The following is a 15,231-nucleotide window of genomic DNA, read 5'->3' on the forward strand; positions in this document are numbered from 1 at the left end:
AGGCAACGATATTAATCGCATATAAATGATTAGGTATTCAAAATACTTATCAATACAGTATAATTATTGTACTATTGTGTATAATTTATCTGATTCTAAGGTGAGCTATCAAGCACTTGGTAATTTAGTAGGATTAATACTGTTAGGCTTTGTTCTGGCTACGTGCTCTGATCATCAACTGCAACCACCCACATCACCCTTACGATTTCGCTTAAAAGCGACCAATGATAGTGTATCGGGGAGTAGGGTTGAGTATAACTATGATGTCCACAACCGATTCGTCTCCTTCACCCGCGAAGACGGCAGTGTAGGGTCAGTGCTGTATGATGACCAGAATCGCTATAAGCAGTTTGAGTATCGACCCGGACCTTCCACGTCTACCCCCCTTCGCAACAGCTATGCCCAACGCGTCGATTTTCTTTTCAAGCCAAACAGTAAGGATTTTACCACCGTGACGTATTTTTTTCCAAATGGGGTTGAGTCCTTCGCTTACTATAGACACTACTTCTTTGATGCAACGAATCAGTTAACCCTGATCCAGAGGGCAGCGCTCGATGGATTCGTTGGCGGATATTTCAGTTACGAATACACCGGCGATAATATTACCACTGAAGCTCCAGGCCCCCCATCCCGGATTAATTATCCATATTTTTATACGTATGATGATAAGCCAAATCCTTACTACGGCTTGATAACACCGTATAGCTTGGCAACATCATCTGGAGGCCAGCTTGAAGGTTATCGCTGGGCGGTTCAGCAATACAGTCGAAACAACGTCACAGAAACAAAATATGTCACACAAATATTTCCCAGTCGATATAAGTACAACAGTCAAGGCTTACCTGTTCAACAAACTGACTTTTCAGATGGTGGGCGAAAGATTACTGCTCAAATAACCTTTACTTACGAAACCTTCTAAGTAAATACAACATCGCTTCAAAAAGTACAACGTATGACTATTTTGATCTACACTCAAGCATTGTACATTTCCCAGACTCGTTCTATAACTAACTTTATGTAAAGGGAATAAACTGATATCCTGTGCTTAGTGAAGGCCCTTTATTTTGGCGAAGCCTCGTACAAAAATCCAATACAGACCCAGTGACAAGGGAATCAAAACAAGCGCATTTGCGGTGATAAACTTGGCTACCAAGGCTAGCGTTATGGCTACTACCCAAATGCTGAATAGATACTTTGCGTAAGGAAGTTTCGACATGATTACTGTTGTATAAGTGATGTTATGTTAGCCAAAGTACAAACTTCATGCAAAATACCGTTTCAAAAAACGCCTATTCAGGGAGATTATTGGCGGCTCTTTTGTCGAGCTGTACTTTAGTATATCGATCCGTCGCAGATAGCCATCTTAATAATCAACCCTAACGACGGCCTGGGTCTTTTTTATCACGAACAGACAAGTACGGGCGATTATAACAACGTAAATCTAAATCATCCCAGCCTGTCTTCGGCCGCTTTCAGAGACAACATTCGAGATAACTTATGTACTTCTTGATTCGTAGCGAACCCAGTTTGAGCGATTCGTACGCGCGATGAATCAGGGGCCAGTCAGCGCCACAAATCCCAGGCGAAGCGCAGGATCGTAACCGCAATGACGATCAGGAAGAAGATTCGGATAAATGAGTTGCCCTTCAGAATGGCCAGCCGGGCACCCAGGAACGCCCCCGTCAGATTGGCGACGGCCATCGGGATAGCAACCGAGTAGAGAATCACGCCCTTGTTGACAAAAAACAGCAGGCTGGCCAGATTGGTCGACGCGTTGACCAGCTTGGCATGGGCGCTGGCTTTCAGAAAATCGAAGCCAATCAGCGCAATAAATCCCAGCACCAGAAAACTCCCCGTTCCCGGACCGAAAAAGCCATCGTAGAAACCGATGATAGCTCCCATTAGCCACATCCGTATCTGTTGTTGCCGGGGCGATACTACGCGCAGGGGCATCTGGCCAAAGTCTTTCTTGGTGAGCGTGTAGATAAAAACCCCGATCAGGATAACCAGCGCCAGCGGTTTCATAAAGTAGTTGGGCACGAGCGTCAGGGTAAGTGAACCCAGCCAGGACGCCCCAAACGCAATCGCCATCATGGGGCCGATAAAGCGCCCGACAACCGCTACGCGTCGGCTATACTGAAAAGCGCCCATTGTACTCCCCGCCAGCGACGGAATTTTTGTCGTGCCAATCAGCGCCGGGACCGGATACTGCGGCAGGCTGAATAATATAGCTGGCGTTTGAATTAACCCGCCCCCACCGATAATCGCGTCAATAAACCCGGCCACAAACGCAAAGCCACAAAGCGTACCAATCAACTCATAATCCATTGGCGGCAAAAGTAACCAAAAACTGTTCAGTCCTTTTCCTTACTCTTTCCGGGTTCTGATGTAAATTTGCGGTCTGAAACAAACTAATCTCGTGGAATCAGTACGTCAGATGGGTGCTTTGATGCGGAAGGAATTTCTGCTGGAGTGGCGGCAACGCTACGCGCTCAACGGCATGCTGCTGTATATCGTCGGGTCGGTGTTTGTTTGTTACCTGAGTTTCAACGCCCGTAGCGGTAAACTAACGCCTATCGTCTGGAACACGCTGTTCTGGATCATCCTGTTATTCAGCGCGATTAATGCTATTGCTAAGAGCTTTGTGCAGGAACGCGCCGGTCGCCAGCTGTATTACTATACCCTGGCGAGTCCGCAGCAGATCATCCTGGCTAAAATCGCCTACAACACGATTCTGATGCTGGTTCTGGCACTGCTGGGCTTTGGGGTGTATGCTTTCGTACTGGGCAATCCGGTAGAAGACATTGGCCTTTACCTGGTCAGTCTTGTGCTGGGCGCTATCGGCTTCTCGTCGTCGCTGACCCTGGTTTCGGGTATTGCCAGCAAAGCCGAAAACCCGGCGACGCTGATGGCGGTCCTGAGCTTTCCGATCATTCTGCCGCTGTTGCTGATGCTGCTGGAAATCTCCAAGAATGCCATGGACGGACTCGACCGAAGCGTGAGCTGGGACGAAGCCGGGATTGTGCTGGCGATTGATGCCATTGTACTCACCCTGTCCTGGTTGCTGTTTCCGTTTCTGTGGCGGAGTTAAACGATTTTCCGGACGTACTGTCCAACCAATATGATTGCCGGGCAACCGGCGCACTGCTATGAAAAAAAACTGGTGGAAGGCCCTCGCCGTCCTGATTCTAAGCTACGTTATTCTGCAGGGTCTGCTGGGTACCGTACCCCGGCAACCCATTCTGAACGAGAGTATCCGGAACGTGTATTTTCATGTACCGCTCTGGTTTGGTATGATTGTTCTCCTGCTGACCTCGGCTATTTATTCAATCAAATACCTGCGCTCGGGCAAGTTTGACGATGATCTGATTGCGGTTGAATTTGCCAATACGTCGATTCTGTTCGGGCTGCTGGGCTGCCTGACGGGCTCGCTCTGGGCTAATTTTACCTGGGGAGAGCCTTGGCCAAATGACCCAAAACTGAACAGCGTCGCTGTAGGCATGCTGCTTTATTTCGCTTACCTAATTCTGCGCGGCTCATTCGACGACGAGCAGCGCCGGGCGCGAATCTCGGCCGTCTATAACATTTTTGCCTTTGCTGTTTTCATTCCGCTTATTTTCATCGTCCCCCGCCTGACCGATTCGCTGCATCCCGGCAACGGTGGTAACCCAGCTTTCGGGAAGTACGACATGGACAGCCGGATGCGCATGGTATTTTACCCGGCCGTCATCGGTTTCACGCTACTGGGCGTCTGGATTACCGAACTACGCGTTCGGATGCGTCGTCTTCGGGCGGCCCTGGAGGAATGATTTAGTATTATTTTTCGTTACTTTATTACTTAGTCCGCCCGCGAACGTCAGGGCTGACTAACCTGACCTAGCTAAAGCCAATGAGTTTATTTACGAATGTCCTGACTGCCTTACAGCAACCCGTTGAAGAAGGCGTCGCTATGGCCGATCAACTGCGGGCCGATGGTAAAATCTGGGTTGTGGTCGCTGTGATTGCGGCCGTCTTTGCGGGTATTATCATTTACCTGATCCGGCTCGACAGCCAGCTCGGCAAGCTGGAAAAAGAAGTAGCTTCTCATACCAGCAATACGCGTCGTAAAGCGCAGGGTATTAGTTAATCAAACTTGTCCTTTCCGTACTCCAATGAAAATTACCCATATCCTCGGTATCATCGTCATCGCGATTGCCATTGGCATCATTGTCTCAACAGCCGGTGACGCTAGTGCGTATGTCAACTTCAAGCAGGCATCTGAGCTGGCAAAGGACGGCAACGACAAACTAATTCACATTGTCGGCAAAGCGCCTAAAGACGCTCAGGGACACGTAACGGATGTCGTCTACAACCCTCAAATCGACCCGAACTACTTTGAGTTCACGCTCATCGATAACGATAATCATTCGGAGCGGGTCGTGTACAACAGTCCTAAACCACAGGACTTCGATCGTTCTGAGCAGATCGTGGTAGTCGGCAACATGGAAGGTGATCACTTCAAGTGCAACAAGATCCTGCTGAAATGTCCATCCAAATACCAGGACGGTAAGCTGGAAACCACCGAACACGAAGTCAAAACGGCACAACTATGAGCGTTCAGGAAATCGAAGCAGCCGCAAAAGAACTGCCCAGTGAAGAGCTAGATAGCCTTTTGAGTCGGCTTTCTGATTTTATTCAGGATCGTTGGGATCAGCAGATCGAAGCAGATTTAAAAAATGGTCGTTTCGACGCCCTTATTGACGAACTAACGCATGAATACAAGCAAGGCTTAACCAAGCCGTTATGACGCACAGAACTTTCGATCGTTTCTGGAAGCGTTATGAACAACTGCCAGCAGCAATTAAAAAACTAGCAGACAAGAATTACGAGTTGTTGGAGAATGACCCTTTTCATCCATCGTTGCATTTTAAATGTTTGGGAGGAAGAAAGCAGTTCTGGTCCGTACGAGTCGGAGAAAATTATCGCGCATTAGCTATCCAGCCCGAAGAAAATGTTTTTGTCTGGTTCTGGATTGGTCATCATTCAGAATACGATAGAATAATTAGTCAATGATACACACTACAATCGGTCAACTCGGCCATTTTTTCGTCATTCTGTCGTTTGTTACGGCATTGGTGGCAACGGTGGCTTATTTCCTGTCGTCACTCGGTTTGCGCCGGGCGCTGGCGGCACAACCCACCGCTGAGCGGAGCGAAGAAGCGGTTCTGGAATACGAATCGGGAGATACGCTCACCGTGCAGAAGCCCAAAACCCGCCGGAACGTATCGACGGGCGAAAAGGCCAATGCGACAGCAGCCACGAAAGACGACTGGCGGACGCTGGCCCGTTGGGCGTTCTACATCCACGGCGCGGCTGTAGTTGGTATTGCGGCTTCGCTGTTTTACATTATCTACAATCACTATTTCGAGTACCATTACGCCTGGAGTCACTCGTCGCTGGCGCTGCCGGTGCACTACATGATTTCGTGCTTCTGGGAAGGTCAGGAAGGTTCTTTCCTGCTCTGGCTGTTCTGGAATGCGGTCTTGGGCGGTATTCTGATTCAAACCAGTGGTAGTAAATGGGAAGCCCCCATGATGACCATCTTTGCGCTGGTACAGGCTTTCCTGGCGTCGATGATTCTGGGAGTTGTATTCGGGGATTGGCTTAAGATTGGTTCCTCGCCGTTCCTGCTGCTGAAAGAAGCAATGCCCGATGCGCCTATCTTCACGATGAATCCTGACTACGTCCCGAAAGACGGCAACGGCCTGAACCCGCTGCTGCAGAACTACTGGATGGTTATCCACCCCCCCACGACGTTCCTGGGCTACGCCTTAACGCTGGTTCCTTTCTCGTACTGCATCGCCGGTCTGTGGCGCAACCAACCCCTCGAATGGATTCGTCCTGCCCTCCCCTGGACGCTGGCCGGTGGTATGATTCTAGGTACAGCTATTATGATGGGCGGCTACTGGGCTTACGAAACTCTGAACTTTGGCGGCTACTGGAACTGGGACCCCGTCGAGAACTCGGTCTACGTACCCTGGCTGGTGCTGGTTGGTGCGCTGCACACTATGCTGATCGCAAAGAAGAGCTCAACGGGTCTGAAAACTGCGATTATCCTGACGATTGCTACGTTCCTTCTGATTCTCTACTCAACTTTCCTGTCGCGGAGCGGTATTCTTGGTAACGCATCGGTACACTCGTTCACTGATCTAGGTCTCTCGGGGCAACTGCTGGTTTACATGCTAGCGTTCTTAGTGCTCTCAGTCGCGTTGGCGGTTAGTAAGTGGAAATTTATACCCAGCGATGAGCAGGAAGCATCGGTATACACTAAAGAGTTCTGGCTGTTTATCGGCGCTACAGTACTCTGTCTGGCCGCTTTTCAGGTAACAGCTACTACGTCGATTCCAGTGTACAACAAGATTCTCGAATCGTTCGGTAAAGTATCAAATCTGGCTCTCCCCGCCGATCAGGTGGCGCACTACAGTAAATTCCAGATCTGGTTTTTCATTGTTATTGCGTTGCTCACGGGCGTCGGCCAGTATATGTGGTGGCGTAAGCTGGACAACAAGAAGTGGGACGCACTCACTACGCCGGCTATCATTACGTTGCTGATCAGCGCAGGTATTATCGCCTTTGGATCGATCACCAATCCTGTTTACATGGCGTTATTGGTAGCCGCGGTGTTTGCACTGGTGGCTAATACAACCATCGTTCTGGGGGTTATTCGCGGTAATTATCGTCTGTCGGGGGGGGCTGTTGCCCACATTGGCATGGCGCTGATGCTGCTGGGCGTTCTTTACTCGGCGGGTTATTCGCGGATCATTTCGATCAATAACAGCGGCCTGGCGATCTCGAATCAGGAGGAGTTCACCAAGAACGACAACAAAGAGAATAAAGAAAATAAGCTACTGTGGCTGAATCAGGGCGAGCAAATGGGTCCCTATCAGCTCACGTACCGGGGCCGCCGGATCGAAGCCCGTGACGTGCCGGGGTATCTTCCCCAGAAAGCGGTGTCGGTAATAGACGGCGATTTCCACGGTATTGCCCAGCAGGACATCGAGCAGAACGGCAAACTGTACTACAAAAAGGGGGATACGCTGGCGCTGTATCCAGAGAATACGTACTATGAAGTCGAGTATCGGGAGCCCAGCGGCAAGATCTTTACGCTCTACCCACGGGCGCAGGCGAATGATCGAATGGGTCTGTTAGCCTCGCCGGACATTCGTCACAAAATGGACCGCGATATGTATACGTTTGTATCATCGGTCCCAGATCCAAGTTCAGAGAGAAGCTGGGGTAAGACGGAAAACTACACAATAGCAGTTAAAGATACGTTCTTCCTGAACGACTACGTCGCCATTCTGGACAATGTAATCCGGACCAACGATGTTGAAGGCATGGAAATCGGTCCCAATGATGCCGCCGTTCGCGCACACATCCGTGTGCTGGATAAAAACGGTGAACATATTCTGAAACCGGCGTTCATCATTAAAGATCGGATGGTGGGTCGCCGGGCCGATACGAGCGATGAACTGGGGGTTCGGATTCAATTGAACGCAATCGACCCGGCAAGCGGTAAATTTACCTTTGCCGTCAACCAGACGAAGCGCGATTATATTGTTCTGAAAGCATACGAAAAGCCGCTGATCAATATTCTCTGGATTGGTACGCTTCTGGTGATTATTGGTTTCCTGATGGCTACCATCCGACGGTACCGCGACTTCTCGAAAATGAAACAAAAGGGTCTGGCTTAATTGAATCAGACTACTGAACGGCTGACGTAGCCGGTTTACGTCAGCCGTTCGGCTTACTCGCTTATGAAGCTTCCTGAAACGCTTACGCTGGCCGCTGCGGTCGGTTTTCTCATTCTCTGGATTGCGGAGTACCAGCGTACTACGTTCGCAGACAGCTACTGGCTGCTAATGTTATGTCTGGCGTTTCTGCTGCTGTTCCAGTTTATTCGTAACCGGCGTATTGAACGCAGCAAAGAGGTTTCGCCAACGATCAAACAAATGGCGGCCGATCGCCAGAAAAAGAAGAAAAAATAAGCTGACGTATTCGTCCGTATCTGTCAACTAATCATTCCGCCATTTGGAAGCCTACGCCCTTCTTTTCGGAGCTCTGCTGACCCTGGTCCTGGCCGGGTTCTTCTCGGCCGTCGAAATGGCGTATCTCTCCGTTAACCGGCTGTATTTCGAGCTGCACGGCAAGCAGGGCCCATTGGGCGAGAAACTGGTTTCCAGTTTCCTTAAAAACCCGATTCTGTTTATTGGTACGACCCTCAGCGGCAATACGCTGTTTCTGGTATTATACGGGGTGCTCGGCGTCCTGATTCTCAATCCAATTCTGATTGATCTGCTGCCCGATTCGTATACGCATCCGTTCTGGCTGATCGTCATCGAAACAGTTTTATTGACGGTTGTTTTCATGCCCCTGGCCGATTACCTGCCCAAAAGCCTGGCGCTGATTCACCCCGACCGTTTTCTTGAAAAACTGGCCGTGCCGCTCTGGGTGCTTTACAAAGGTATTGCTCCCATTGTCCGGTTGCTGGTTCGTACGGCCCGGTTCATTATCCGGTACGTGCTGGGCAAGAAAAACCCGGAAATCCGTCCCGTTTTCGGCCTGACTGATCTTAATCAGTATCTCCAGGAGTTTAACCAGACGGCAGATCCGTCCGAGGAAGTCGAAGTCGATTCGCGCATTTTCAACAATGCCATCGAATTTCGGGAGGTACGTGTCCGCGATTGTCAGGTACCCCGAACGGAGATTGCCGCCGTCGCTATCGACGATTCGATTGACGAACTCCAGCAGGCGTTTCAGCAGAGTGGACACTCCAAGATCATTGTGTATCGGGATACCATCGACGATGTGCTTGGTTACTGCCATGCACTGGCGCTTTTCCAGAAACCAACCAGCATCGAATCGATCATCACACCCATGATCGTTATTCCGGAGACGATGCTCGCCCAGGATCTGTTGCTCCGGTTTCTGGCCGAACGCAAAAGTCTGGCGCTGGTAGTAGATGAATTCGGCGGCACATCGGGACTGGTTAGCGTGGAAGATATTGTTGAGCAGATATTCGGCGAAATTCAGGACGAGTTTGATACCAACGAAGACTGGGTAGAGCGAAAACTGGACGACCATACCTGGCTGTTGAGTGCCCGGCACGAGATTGATGACCTGAATGAAAAATATGGCTGGAACATTCCCGAAGGTAATTATGATACCCTGGGGGGGCTTATTCTGGCCGCCAACGAGGATTTACCCCGCGTTAGCGATGTGATTGAATTTTCTCCGTTTACGTTTACTATTATTTCGATGGACGGTACGCGTATCGACACAGTCCGGGTGAACTTTACAGGCAGACAACCGGACTAAGATCTGCATACCGATCCGCTTTCTAGCACTACTGTGGATCATTTGACTACCCAACAGGCCGTTGCCCGGCATCTGCTCACCGTAAAAGCCGTACGGCTCCAACCCGATAGTCCGTTTACCTGGAGTTCGGGCTGGAAATCGCCCATCTATTGCGACAACCGCGTTACACTGGCCTATCCTGACGTTCGTACATTTATTAAAAACGCACTGGCTGCTGCCATTCGGGAGCGTTTTCCGGACGTAGAAGCCATTGCGGGCGTAGCTACGGCCGGTATCCCACAAGGCGTTCTGGTCGCTGATGTACTAAACCTCCCCTACTGCTACGTTCGTCCCGAGCCCAAAGCACACGGCATGGGCAAACAGATCGAAGGGCAGTTGGATGCAGGCCAGAAAGTAGTTGTAATTGAAGACCTGATTTCGACCGGCGGCAGTTCGCTGAAGGTAGTCGACGCGCTGCGCAAAGCAGGTGCCGAGGTACTGGGGATGGCGGCTATTTTCACCTACGGCTTTCCGATTGCCGATCAGAACTTCGCCGACCGTAAAGTCGAACTGGTTTGTCTGAGCAACTACGATGAGTTACTCAACGAAGCCCAGGCCCTGAACTACATCCCTGCCAACGCGCTGGACTCCTTATCGACCTGGCGCCAGAACCCAGCCGAGTGGGGGAAGTAAAAACGGATTCAGTTAAACCCTGGCAAGGCTGACAGCTTTGCCAGGGTTTCCGGGTTACTCATCTGGCAACATCGACGACAAATTTGACGCATGTGTTGGGTAAGCCATCAACGTGCCTGCCAGCTCTTTCGCAGAAATCTTATATTTCATGGCTAGTGTGAAAACGTTGATCAGCTCGTCACTCCCCGCTCCTAAGACGTGAGCCCCTACAATTAGTCCGCTCTTTTTATCGACCAGTGTTTTGAAGGCTGAAACGGGTTCGTTGATGCGCTTTGATGTGTACCAGTCTTTCGTTTCCTGATACGTTACGGTAACGTCCAGGCCCTGCTCAGTAGCCTGTTCCTCGGTTAGTCCGACAGCGGCCAGTGGGGGCAAGGTAAAGACGGCTGATGGTACTGGATTATCGGTGTACTTCTTCGATTTTTCGGACAGGATATTGCTTCCAACAATGCCGCCTTCGTATGATGCCAGAGGAGTGAGTGGTTTGCCTTTATCAGAAACATCACCGCAGGCATAGATAGCCGGGTTGGACACCGACTGTAGGTACTCGTTAACCACTACGCCTTTTTTGCTCACCTCAACTCCTGCTTTATCAAGCCCAATATCGGCGACATCGGCAACCCGGCCGGCAGCATGCACGACCAGTTTTGTTGTTACAGATAGTTGCTGATGATCCTGTTCATACCGTACCGTCAGTTGGTCGCCGTTACCATCGATTTCTGTTACCTTAGCATCCAGCAGTACACGAACGCCAATGTCTTCGGTAGCTGTTGTAAGCAGGGAAATTAAGTCGGCATCGAACTGTTCAAGCGGTCGTTTTCCCTGGTGAATGATGGTTACGTTAGCACCAGCCCGGGCGGCAATGTGGGCAAATTCGAAGGCAATGTATCCCCCGCCAATCATTACAATTTCGTCGGGTAGCTGAGATAACTCAAGGAAACCTGTACTGTCGATTAGTTTGTCCTCGCCAGGAATGTTGAGCGGTTGCGGGGCTGCTCCGGCCGCAATCACAAAATGCGTAGCTTCCAGCGTTTCGTCGCCAACTTTTAACTGATTCTTTGCGGTAAACGATGCTACGCCGTGAAACTGGGCGATGCCCTGGTCGGCAAACTTCTTTTCTGTGCTGTCAGGAATAGAGTCGGTAAACGTCTTTTTGAAGGCCATTAGATCAGACCAGTCGATTACGGCCTTTTCGGTAATACCTTTCCCCTTCAGATCGGTCGAACGAGCCACAATCTCGGCCGCGCCAACCAGTACTTTCTTAGGATCACAGCCTCGTTGCGAGCAGGTCCCGCCAAAAGGCAATTTATCAATAATAGCTACGGATTTTCCAGCGGCCCGCGCCGTTTCAGCGACCTGTTTTCCCGCCGAACCGGTACCAATAATCACAACGTCAAATGTCTGCATAAATACGAGAAGCGAAGGCAATTTATAGATGTAACCAATTCTGTTGCTGCTTGGCTAAAAAAACTGATTTTGCGCTTTACTTCTACCGCTGCGTACAGGTATGATACCAATTAGTCAGACACCAGTGTGGCCAGCGACTGCGTTTCAGTTTGCAGAAACTGCTGAAAACGCGCCTGTAAGTTCCGATAATACGTCAGATAGCGTTCGCCTTCGGGTGTTATCACCGTACCTCCCCCCCTTTCGCCACCCGTTTGTGTACTCACCAGCGGTTTATCGGCTTGGGTGTTCATAGACTGCACCAGTTCCCAGGCTCGCTTGTACGACATTTGCATGGCTTTGGCTGCCTGGTTGATCGAACCCGTGCTGGCAATATGATCCAGCAGTTCGAGCCGACCAATGCCCATAAACCGCTCGTCGGCTTCGAGCCAGATTCGTCCGTTTACCCGTAAATTTCTCATACTGGTTTGTCCAATAAAAAACCACCGTTCGTACCCGCGAAGGTAGTAAACGGTGGTTTGCGAATGCATAAAAACTGATTGGGCTATAGCTTCGTACTATCTTCAACTATAATTTATGCAGATCAAGACAAGTCAGTTGGTCTATTGACTGAAAGTCTTTTCCATTTCGACTAATAAGGGTCATCTCATAAATTAAGGCAGTAGCTGCTATAATGGCATCTGGCAGTTTGATTCTATGTTTCTTACACAGTTCGATTGTTCGATCCACTACAGCATCGGTCAATCCATAAACCACAGCCACATCCGTGAAATCGATAATGGCCTGACTAACGCTAGAGAAACCAAGTAATTCAATCTTCGTAATAGCCGAAATACAGGGCTCGTCTTCAATGATTCTAATCAGAAAACTACGTCCTAATTCTGACAGTCTACCTTCAGAAAAATCAATGATTGCATTCGTATCAATCAGAAATTTCGCTCCCATCCGTCCCGGCTCTCAGCTAATTCTTTGCGCATCTGCTCAGCCTGTTCGGGCGTAATACTCCCAACCATCCGTTCTGATAGTTTACGCGAGTCCTTACGGTCTGGTGTCTCCACTAATTCCAATAGCTGTAGCGCGGCTAATTCTTCAATTAGCCTAACAGTATGTGGGTTAGTTACCCGAATAGTGAACGTCTGCATAAGCATTTATCTAATTAGGCCACAGCCGCGTAGAGTTCTTCCCGCTGCTGCTTAACGCGGTCGTCGGTCAGGAACTCGTCGTAGGTCATCAGTTTGTCGAGAATACCGGCTGGCGTTAATTCGATAATCCGGTTAGCAACCGTTTGTACGAACTGGTGGTCATGCGATGTAAACAGGATGGGGCCTTTAAAATCAATCATGCCGTTGTTCAGCGATTCGATCGACTCCAGATCAAGGTGGTTGGTTGGCTCATCGAGCATCAGGGCATTCGCGCCCGACAGCATCATTTTCGACAGCATACAACGTACTTTTTCGCCCCCGCTCAGGACCGTAGCTTTCTTCAGTGATTCTTCGCCCGAGAACAGCATCCGGCCCAGGAAACCCCGGATAAAGCTTTCGTCTTTCTCTTCCGAGTACTGACGCAGCCAGTCAACCAGGTTCAGGTCGGTTTGGAAGAACTTGTCTTTCTCAGTATCGTTCGGGAAGTACGACATCGTAATCGTAATCCCCCAGCGGAACGTACCAGAATCGGCTTTCCGCTCACCCGCCAGAATATCCAGCAGCGCTGAAACAGCCAGTCCATCGCGGCTGTAGAGGAAGATTTTGTCGTTTTTGTTCACCGTAAACGATAGATTCTCGAACAACTTCGTACCGTCTTCCGACGTATACGTCAGGTTTTCGACCGTCAGAATCTGATCACCGGGTTCACGTTCGGGTTTGAAGTGAACGTACGGGTATTTCCGCGACGACGGCTGAATGTCATCAATCGTGAGTTTCTCCAGCAGTTTGGCGCGGCTAGTTGCCTGTTTCGACTTAGACGCGTTGGCCGAGAAACGACGGATGAATTCTTCGAGTTCTTTCCGTTTGTCTTCGGTCTTTTTGTTCTGATCCTGGCGTTGTTTCAGAGCCAGTTGGCTTGATTCATACCAGAACGAGTAGTTACCAGCAAATAGCTTCACTTTGCTGAAATCAACATCTACAATCTGCGTGCAGACCTGATCCAGGAAGTGCCGGTCGTGGCTTACTACAATCACCGTGTTGTTGAAGTTCGCCAGGAAGTTTTCGAGCCAGCTAACCGACTCTACGTCGAGGTTGTTGGTCGGCTCGTCAAGCAGCAGTACGTCGGGGTTACCGAACAGCGCCTGTGCCAGCAGTACCCGCACTTTCTCGGAGCCGTTCAGGTCGCTCATCAGCGAGTAGTGCAGGTCTTCTTTAATACCCAGACCCGACAACAGGCTGGCGGCATCCGACTCAGCATCCCAGCCGTTCATTTCGGCAAATTCGGATTCAAGTTCAGCGGCCCGTTCGCCATCGGCATCCGTAAAGTCCGTTTTCGCGTAGAGCACGTCTTTTTCCTGCATGATATCGTACAGGCGTTTGTTGCCCATGATGACCGTTTGCAGAACGGGATATTCGTCGTAGGCAAACTGGTTCTGATTCAGCACCGACATCCGTTCGCCGGGGGTCATGCTGACCGAGCCGGTTTGTGGTTCAATTTCGCCCGAAAGGATTTTCAGAAACGTTGATTTACCCGCACCGTTAGCGCCAATGACACCGTAACAGTTGCCCGAGGTAAATTTTATGGTAACATCGTCAAACAGCACCCGCTTACCATAGCGGAGCGAGACGTTGGATACGTTGATCATTAGGTGATTTCTGTTCTAGATTAGTAATACAAAGGTACGAAATTCTTACGGGGATGCCTAGAGCGTCAGTTGCACCGAGCGAATGGACTCCCCGTAAAAGATGGCCGCCTGGCGGTCAAAATCGACGGTTGAATCGGTCGTCAGGAACGTCCGCTGGCCATGTTTACTGCATTGTTCCTCCAGGATCGGGTGCCGTTGCAGATAATCCGTCAGACTATCCGCTATGATCTCGCCCTGACTAACGATCGTCACTCCTACCGGAGCAGCCTGTCTGATCTTGTCAATCAGCAATGGGTAATGCGTGCAGGCCAGCAACAGCGTATCAATGATTGGTGACTTATCGATCAGCCGATTGATATGTTGCTTCACGAAGTAATCAGCACCCGGACTGGCAAACTCGCCGTTCTCAACCAGCGGCACCCACATGGGGCAGGCTTCCTGAAATACGTTCAGTCCTGGAAAGAATTTCTCGATTTCTACGACATACGATTCCGACGTAACGGTACCGCGGGTCGCTAATATACCAACGTGTCCGCTCTGCGAATAGTTGCCAATCACCTCCGTTGTGGGTCGGATTACACCCAGGACGCGCCGATCTGGCCCGTCAGGTCCCATTTCGGTCATTAGGGGCAGGTCGAGCTGCTGAATATTACGCAGCGCCTTAGCCGATGCCGTGTTGCAGGCCAGCACCACCAGCCGACAGCCCCGCGCGAACAGATGTCGCACACATTCGAGTGTGTATTGATACACAGTCTCAAACGAGCGGGTACCATAGGGGGTACGGGCGTTGTCGCCCAGGTACATGTAGTCGTATTCGGGTAGTTTTCGGACAATCTCGCGCAGAATGGTCAGACCGCCGTAGCCCGAGTCAAATACGCCAATGGGTTGATGCATAAAACTGAAAGTGCCGCTAACGAGCCAGCAGCTGGCTATAAATCATTGTCTTACTAACTCAGCTACTAGCCGGTTGGGTTCACGGCTAGTAGCTGTCCATTGAATAAAAGTAAGCC

The 15,231-nt window shown here is 50.2% G+C and carries 18 protein-coding genes; 11 read left to right on the forward strand and 7 right to left on the reverse strand.

Going from position 1 to position 15,231, the window contains the following annotated elements; translation table 11 throughout:
- Nucleotides 1-100: 100 nt before the first annotated feature.
- A complete protein-coding gene (locus HU175_RS21385; protein ID WP_176568504.1) occupies nucleotides 101-919 on the forward strand; it encodes a hypothetical protein in 819 nt (272 codons plus the stop codon).
- A 644-nt stretch (nucleotides 920-1,563) separates the two neighbouring features.
- Here the strand turns inward: HU175_RS21385 and HU175_RS21390 are convergent.
- Nucleotides 1,564-2,328, reverse strand: a complete 765-nt coding sequence (locus HU175_RS21390; RefSeq protein ID WP_176568505.1) for a sulfite exporter TauE/SafE family protein — start codon at nucleotides 2,326-2,328, stop codon at nucleotides 1,564-1,566.
- Between the two features lie 109 nt (nucleotides 2,329-2,437).
- On the opposite strand from HU175_RS21390, the gene HU175_RS21395 reads away from it, so the two are divergent.
- From HU175_RS21395 to pyrE, 10 genes are all read left to right on the forward strand, one after another.
- Nucleotides 2,438-3,091, forward strand: a complete 654-nt coding sequence (locus tag HU175_RS21395; RefSeq protein ID WP_176569312.1) for a heme exporter protein CcmB — start codon at nucleotides 2,438-2,440, stop codon at nucleotides 3,089-3,091.
- A gap of 58 nt (nucleotides 3,092-3,149) precedes the next feature.
- A complete protein-coding gene (gene ccsA, locus HU175_RS21400; protein WP_176568506.1) occupies nucleotides 3,150-3,809 on the forward strand; it encodes a cytochrome c biogenesis protein CcsA in 660 nt (219 codons plus the stop codon).
- 80 nt (nucleotides 3,810-3,889) lie between these two features.
- Nucleotides 3,890-4,126 carry a CcmD family protein gene (locus tag HU175_RS21405; RefSeq protein ID WP_176568507.1) on the forward strand — a complete coding sequence of 79 codons (237 nt, stop codon included), beginning with the start codon at nucleotides 3,890-3,892 and terminating at the stop codon, nucleotides 4,124-4,126.
- 25 nt (nucleotides 4,127-4,151) lie between these two features.
- Nucleotides 4,152-4,592 (forward strand): cytochrome c maturation protein CcmE, encoded by a 441-nt coding sequence (locus HU175_RS21410; protein ID WP_176568508.1) that lies wholly within the window; start codon nucleotides 4,152-4,154, stop codon nucleotides 4,590-4,592.
- The gene (locus HU175_RS21415) at nucleotides 4,589-4,786 is read left to right on the forward strand and encodes a hypothetical protein (protein ID WP_176568509.1); all 198 of its coding nucleotides are present in this window, start codon (nucleotides 4,589-4,591) and stop codon (nucleotides 4,784-4,786) included. The genes HU175_RS21410 and HU175_RS21415 overlap by 4 nt, the downstream gene beginning before the upstream one ends.
- Nucleotides 4,783-5,052, forward strand: coding sequence for a hypothetical protein (locus HU175_RS21420; RefSeq protein WP_176568510.1), 270 nt, complete (start codon nucleotides 4,783-4,785; stop codon nucleotides 5,050-5,052). The genes HU175_RS21415 and HU175_RS21420 overlap by 4 nt, the downstream gene beginning before the upstream one ends.
- Entirely contained in the window at nucleotides 5,049-7,733 is a 2,685-nt protein-coding gene (gene ccsA, locus HU175_RS21425) for a cytochrome c biogenesis protein CcsA (protein ID WP_176568511.1), read from the forward strand. Before HU175_RS21420 ends, ccsA (HU175_RS21425) begins: the two co-directional genes overlap by 4 nt.
- A 63-nt stretch (nucleotides 7,734-7,796) precedes the next feature.
- Nucleotides 7,797-8,027 carry a hypothetical protein gene (locus tag HU175_RS21430; RefSeq protein ID WP_176568512.1) on the forward strand — a complete coding sequence of 77 codons (231 nt, stop codon included), beginning with the start codon at nucleotides 7,797-7,799 and terminating at the stop codon, nucleotides 8,025-8,027.
- A 43-nt stretch (nucleotides 8,028-8,070) separates the two neighbouring features.
- On the forward strand, nucleotides 8,071-9,357 hold the full coding sequence (locus tag HU175_RS21435) for a hemolysin family protein (protein ID WP_176568513.1): 1,287 nt from the start codon (nucleotides 8,071-8,073) through the stop codon (nucleotides 9,355-9,357).
- 33 nt (nucleotides 9,358-9,390) lie between these two features.
- Nucleotides 9,391-10,029: an orotate phosphoribosyltransferase gene (pyrE, locus tag HU175_RS21440; RefSeq protein ID WP_176568514.1), complete on the forward strand. Its 639-nt coding sequence runs from the start codon at nucleotides 9,391-9,393 to the stop codon at nucleotides 10,027-10,029.
- A 54-nt stretch (nucleotides 10,030-10,083) separates the two neighbouring features.
- On the opposite strand, the gene HU175_RS21445 is transcribed toward pyrE, so the two are convergent.
- From HU175_RS21445 to murI, 6 genes are all read right to left on the reverse strand, one after another.
- Nucleotides 10,084-11,436 carry a dihydrolipoyl dehydrogenase family protein gene (locus HU175_RS21445; RefSeq protein ID WP_176568515.1) on the reverse strand — a complete coding sequence of 451 codons (1,353 nt, stop codon included), beginning with the start codon at nucleotides 11,434-11,436 and terminating at the stop codon, nucleotides 10,084-10,086.
- 110 nt (nucleotides 11,437-11,546) lie between these two features.
- Nucleotides 11,547-11,894, reverse strand: coding sequence for a winged helix-turn-helix domain-containing protein (locus HU175_RS21450; protein WP_176568516.1), 348 nt, complete (start codon nucleotides 11,892-11,894; stop codon nucleotides 11,547-11,549).
- 106 nt (nucleotides 11,895-12,000) lie between these two features.
- Complete coding sequence (locus HU175_RS21455; RefSeq protein ID WP_176568517.1) at nucleotides 12,001-12,378, reverse strand: type II toxin-antitoxin system VapC family toxin; 378 nt, start codon at nucleotides 12,376-12,378, stop codon at nucleotides 12,001-12,003.
- A complete protein-coding gene (locus HU175_RS21460) occupies nucleotides 12,360-12,575 on the reverse strand; it encodes a hypothetical protein (protein WP_176568518.1) in 216 nt (71 codons plus the stop codon). Before HU175_RS21460 ends, HU175_RS21455 begins: the two co-directional genes overlap by 19 nt.
- A 14-nt stretch (nucleotides 12,576-12,589) precedes the next feature.
- The gene (locus HU175_RS21465) at nucleotides 12,590-14,221 is read right to left on the reverse strand and encodes an ABC-F family ATP-binding cassette domain-containing protein (RefSeq protein WP_176568519.1); all 1,632 of its coding nucleotides are present in this window, start codon (nucleotides 14,219-14,221) and stop codon (nucleotides 12,590-12,592) included.
- A 57-nt stretch (nucleotides 14,222-14,278) separates the two neighbouring features.
- Complete coding sequence (murI, locus tag HU175_RS21470; protein ID WP_176568520.1) at nucleotides 14,279-15,115, reverse strand: glutamate racemase; 837 nt, start codon at nucleotides 15,113-15,115, stop codon at nucleotides 14,279-14,281.
- Between the last annotated feature and the right edge of the window lie 116 nt (nucleotides 15,116-15,231).

Source organism: Spirosoma sp. KUDC1026, assembly GCF_013375035.1.
In the GTDB taxonomy this organism is placed as follows: Bacteria; Bacteroidota; Bacteroidia; order Cytophagales; family Spirosomataceae; genus Spirosoma.

What these genes read in the sequence shown, in the direction of transcription:
- HU175_RS21415 (WP_176568509.1), top strand. Translation starts at nt 4,589, where the DNA reads ATGAGCGTTCAGGAAATCGAAGCAGCCGCAAAAGAACTGCCCAGTGAA.
- ccsA (WP_176568511.1), top strand. Translation starts at nt 5,049, where the DNA reads ATGATACACACTACAATCGGTCAACTCGGCCATTTTTTCGTCATTCTG.
- HU175_RS21405 (WP_176568507.1), top strand. Translation starts at nt 3,890, where the DNA reads ATGAGTTTATTTACGAATGTCCTGACTGCCTTACAGCAACCCGTTGAA.
- HU175_RS21455 (WP_176568517.1), bottom strand. Translation starts at nt 12,378, where the DNA reads ATGGGAGCGAAATTTCTGATTGATACGAATGCAATCATTGATTTTTCT.
- HU175_RS21395 (WP_176569312.1), top strand. Translation starts at nt 2,438, where the DNA reads ATGGGTGCTTTGATGCGGAAGGAATTTCTGCTGGAGTGGCGGCAACGC.
- HU175_RS21450 (WP_176568516.1), bottom strand. Translation starts at nt 11,894, where the DNA reads ATGAGAAATTTACGGGTAAACGGACGAATCTGGCTCGAAGCCGACGAG.
- murI (WP_176568520.1), bottom strand. Translation starts at nt 15,115, where the DNA reads ATGCATCAACCCATTGGCGTATTTGACTCGGGCTACGGCGGTCTGACC.
- HU175_RS21430 (WP_176568512.1), top strand. Translation starts at nt 7,797, where the DNA reads ATGAAGCTTCCTGAAACGCTTACGCTGGCCGCTGCGGTCGGTTTTCTC.
- HU175_RS21460 (WP_176568518.1), bottom strand. Translation starts at nt 12,575, where the DNA reads ATGCAGACGTTCACTATTCGGGTAACTAACCCACATACTGTTAGGCTA.
- HU175_RS21465 (WP_176568519.1), bottom strand. Translation starts at nt 14,221, where the DNA reads ATGATCAACGTATCCAACGTCTCGCTCCGCTATGGTAAGCGGGTGCTG.
- HU175_RS21445 (WP_176568515.1), bottom strand. Translation starts at nt 11,436, where the DNA reads ATGCAGACATTTGACGTTGTGATTATTGGTACCGGTTCGGCGGGAAAA.
- HU175_RS21390 (WP_176568505.1), bottom strand. Translation starts at nt 2,328, where the DNA reads ATGGATTATGAGTTGATTGGTACGCTTTGTGGCTTTGCGTTTGTGGCC.
- HU175_RS21410 (WP_176568508.1), top strand. Translation starts at nt 4,152, where the DNA reads ATGAAAATTACCCATATCCTCGGTATCATCGTCATCGCGATTGCCATT.
- HU175_RS21420 (WP_176568510.1), top strand. Translation starts at nt 4,783, where the DNA reads ATGACGCACAGAACTTTCGATCGTTTCTGGAAGCGTTATGAACAACTG.
- ccsA (WP_176568506.1), top strand. Translation starts at nt 3,150, where the DNA reads ATGAAAAAAAACTGGTGGAAGGCCCTCGCCGTCCTGATTCTAAGCTAC.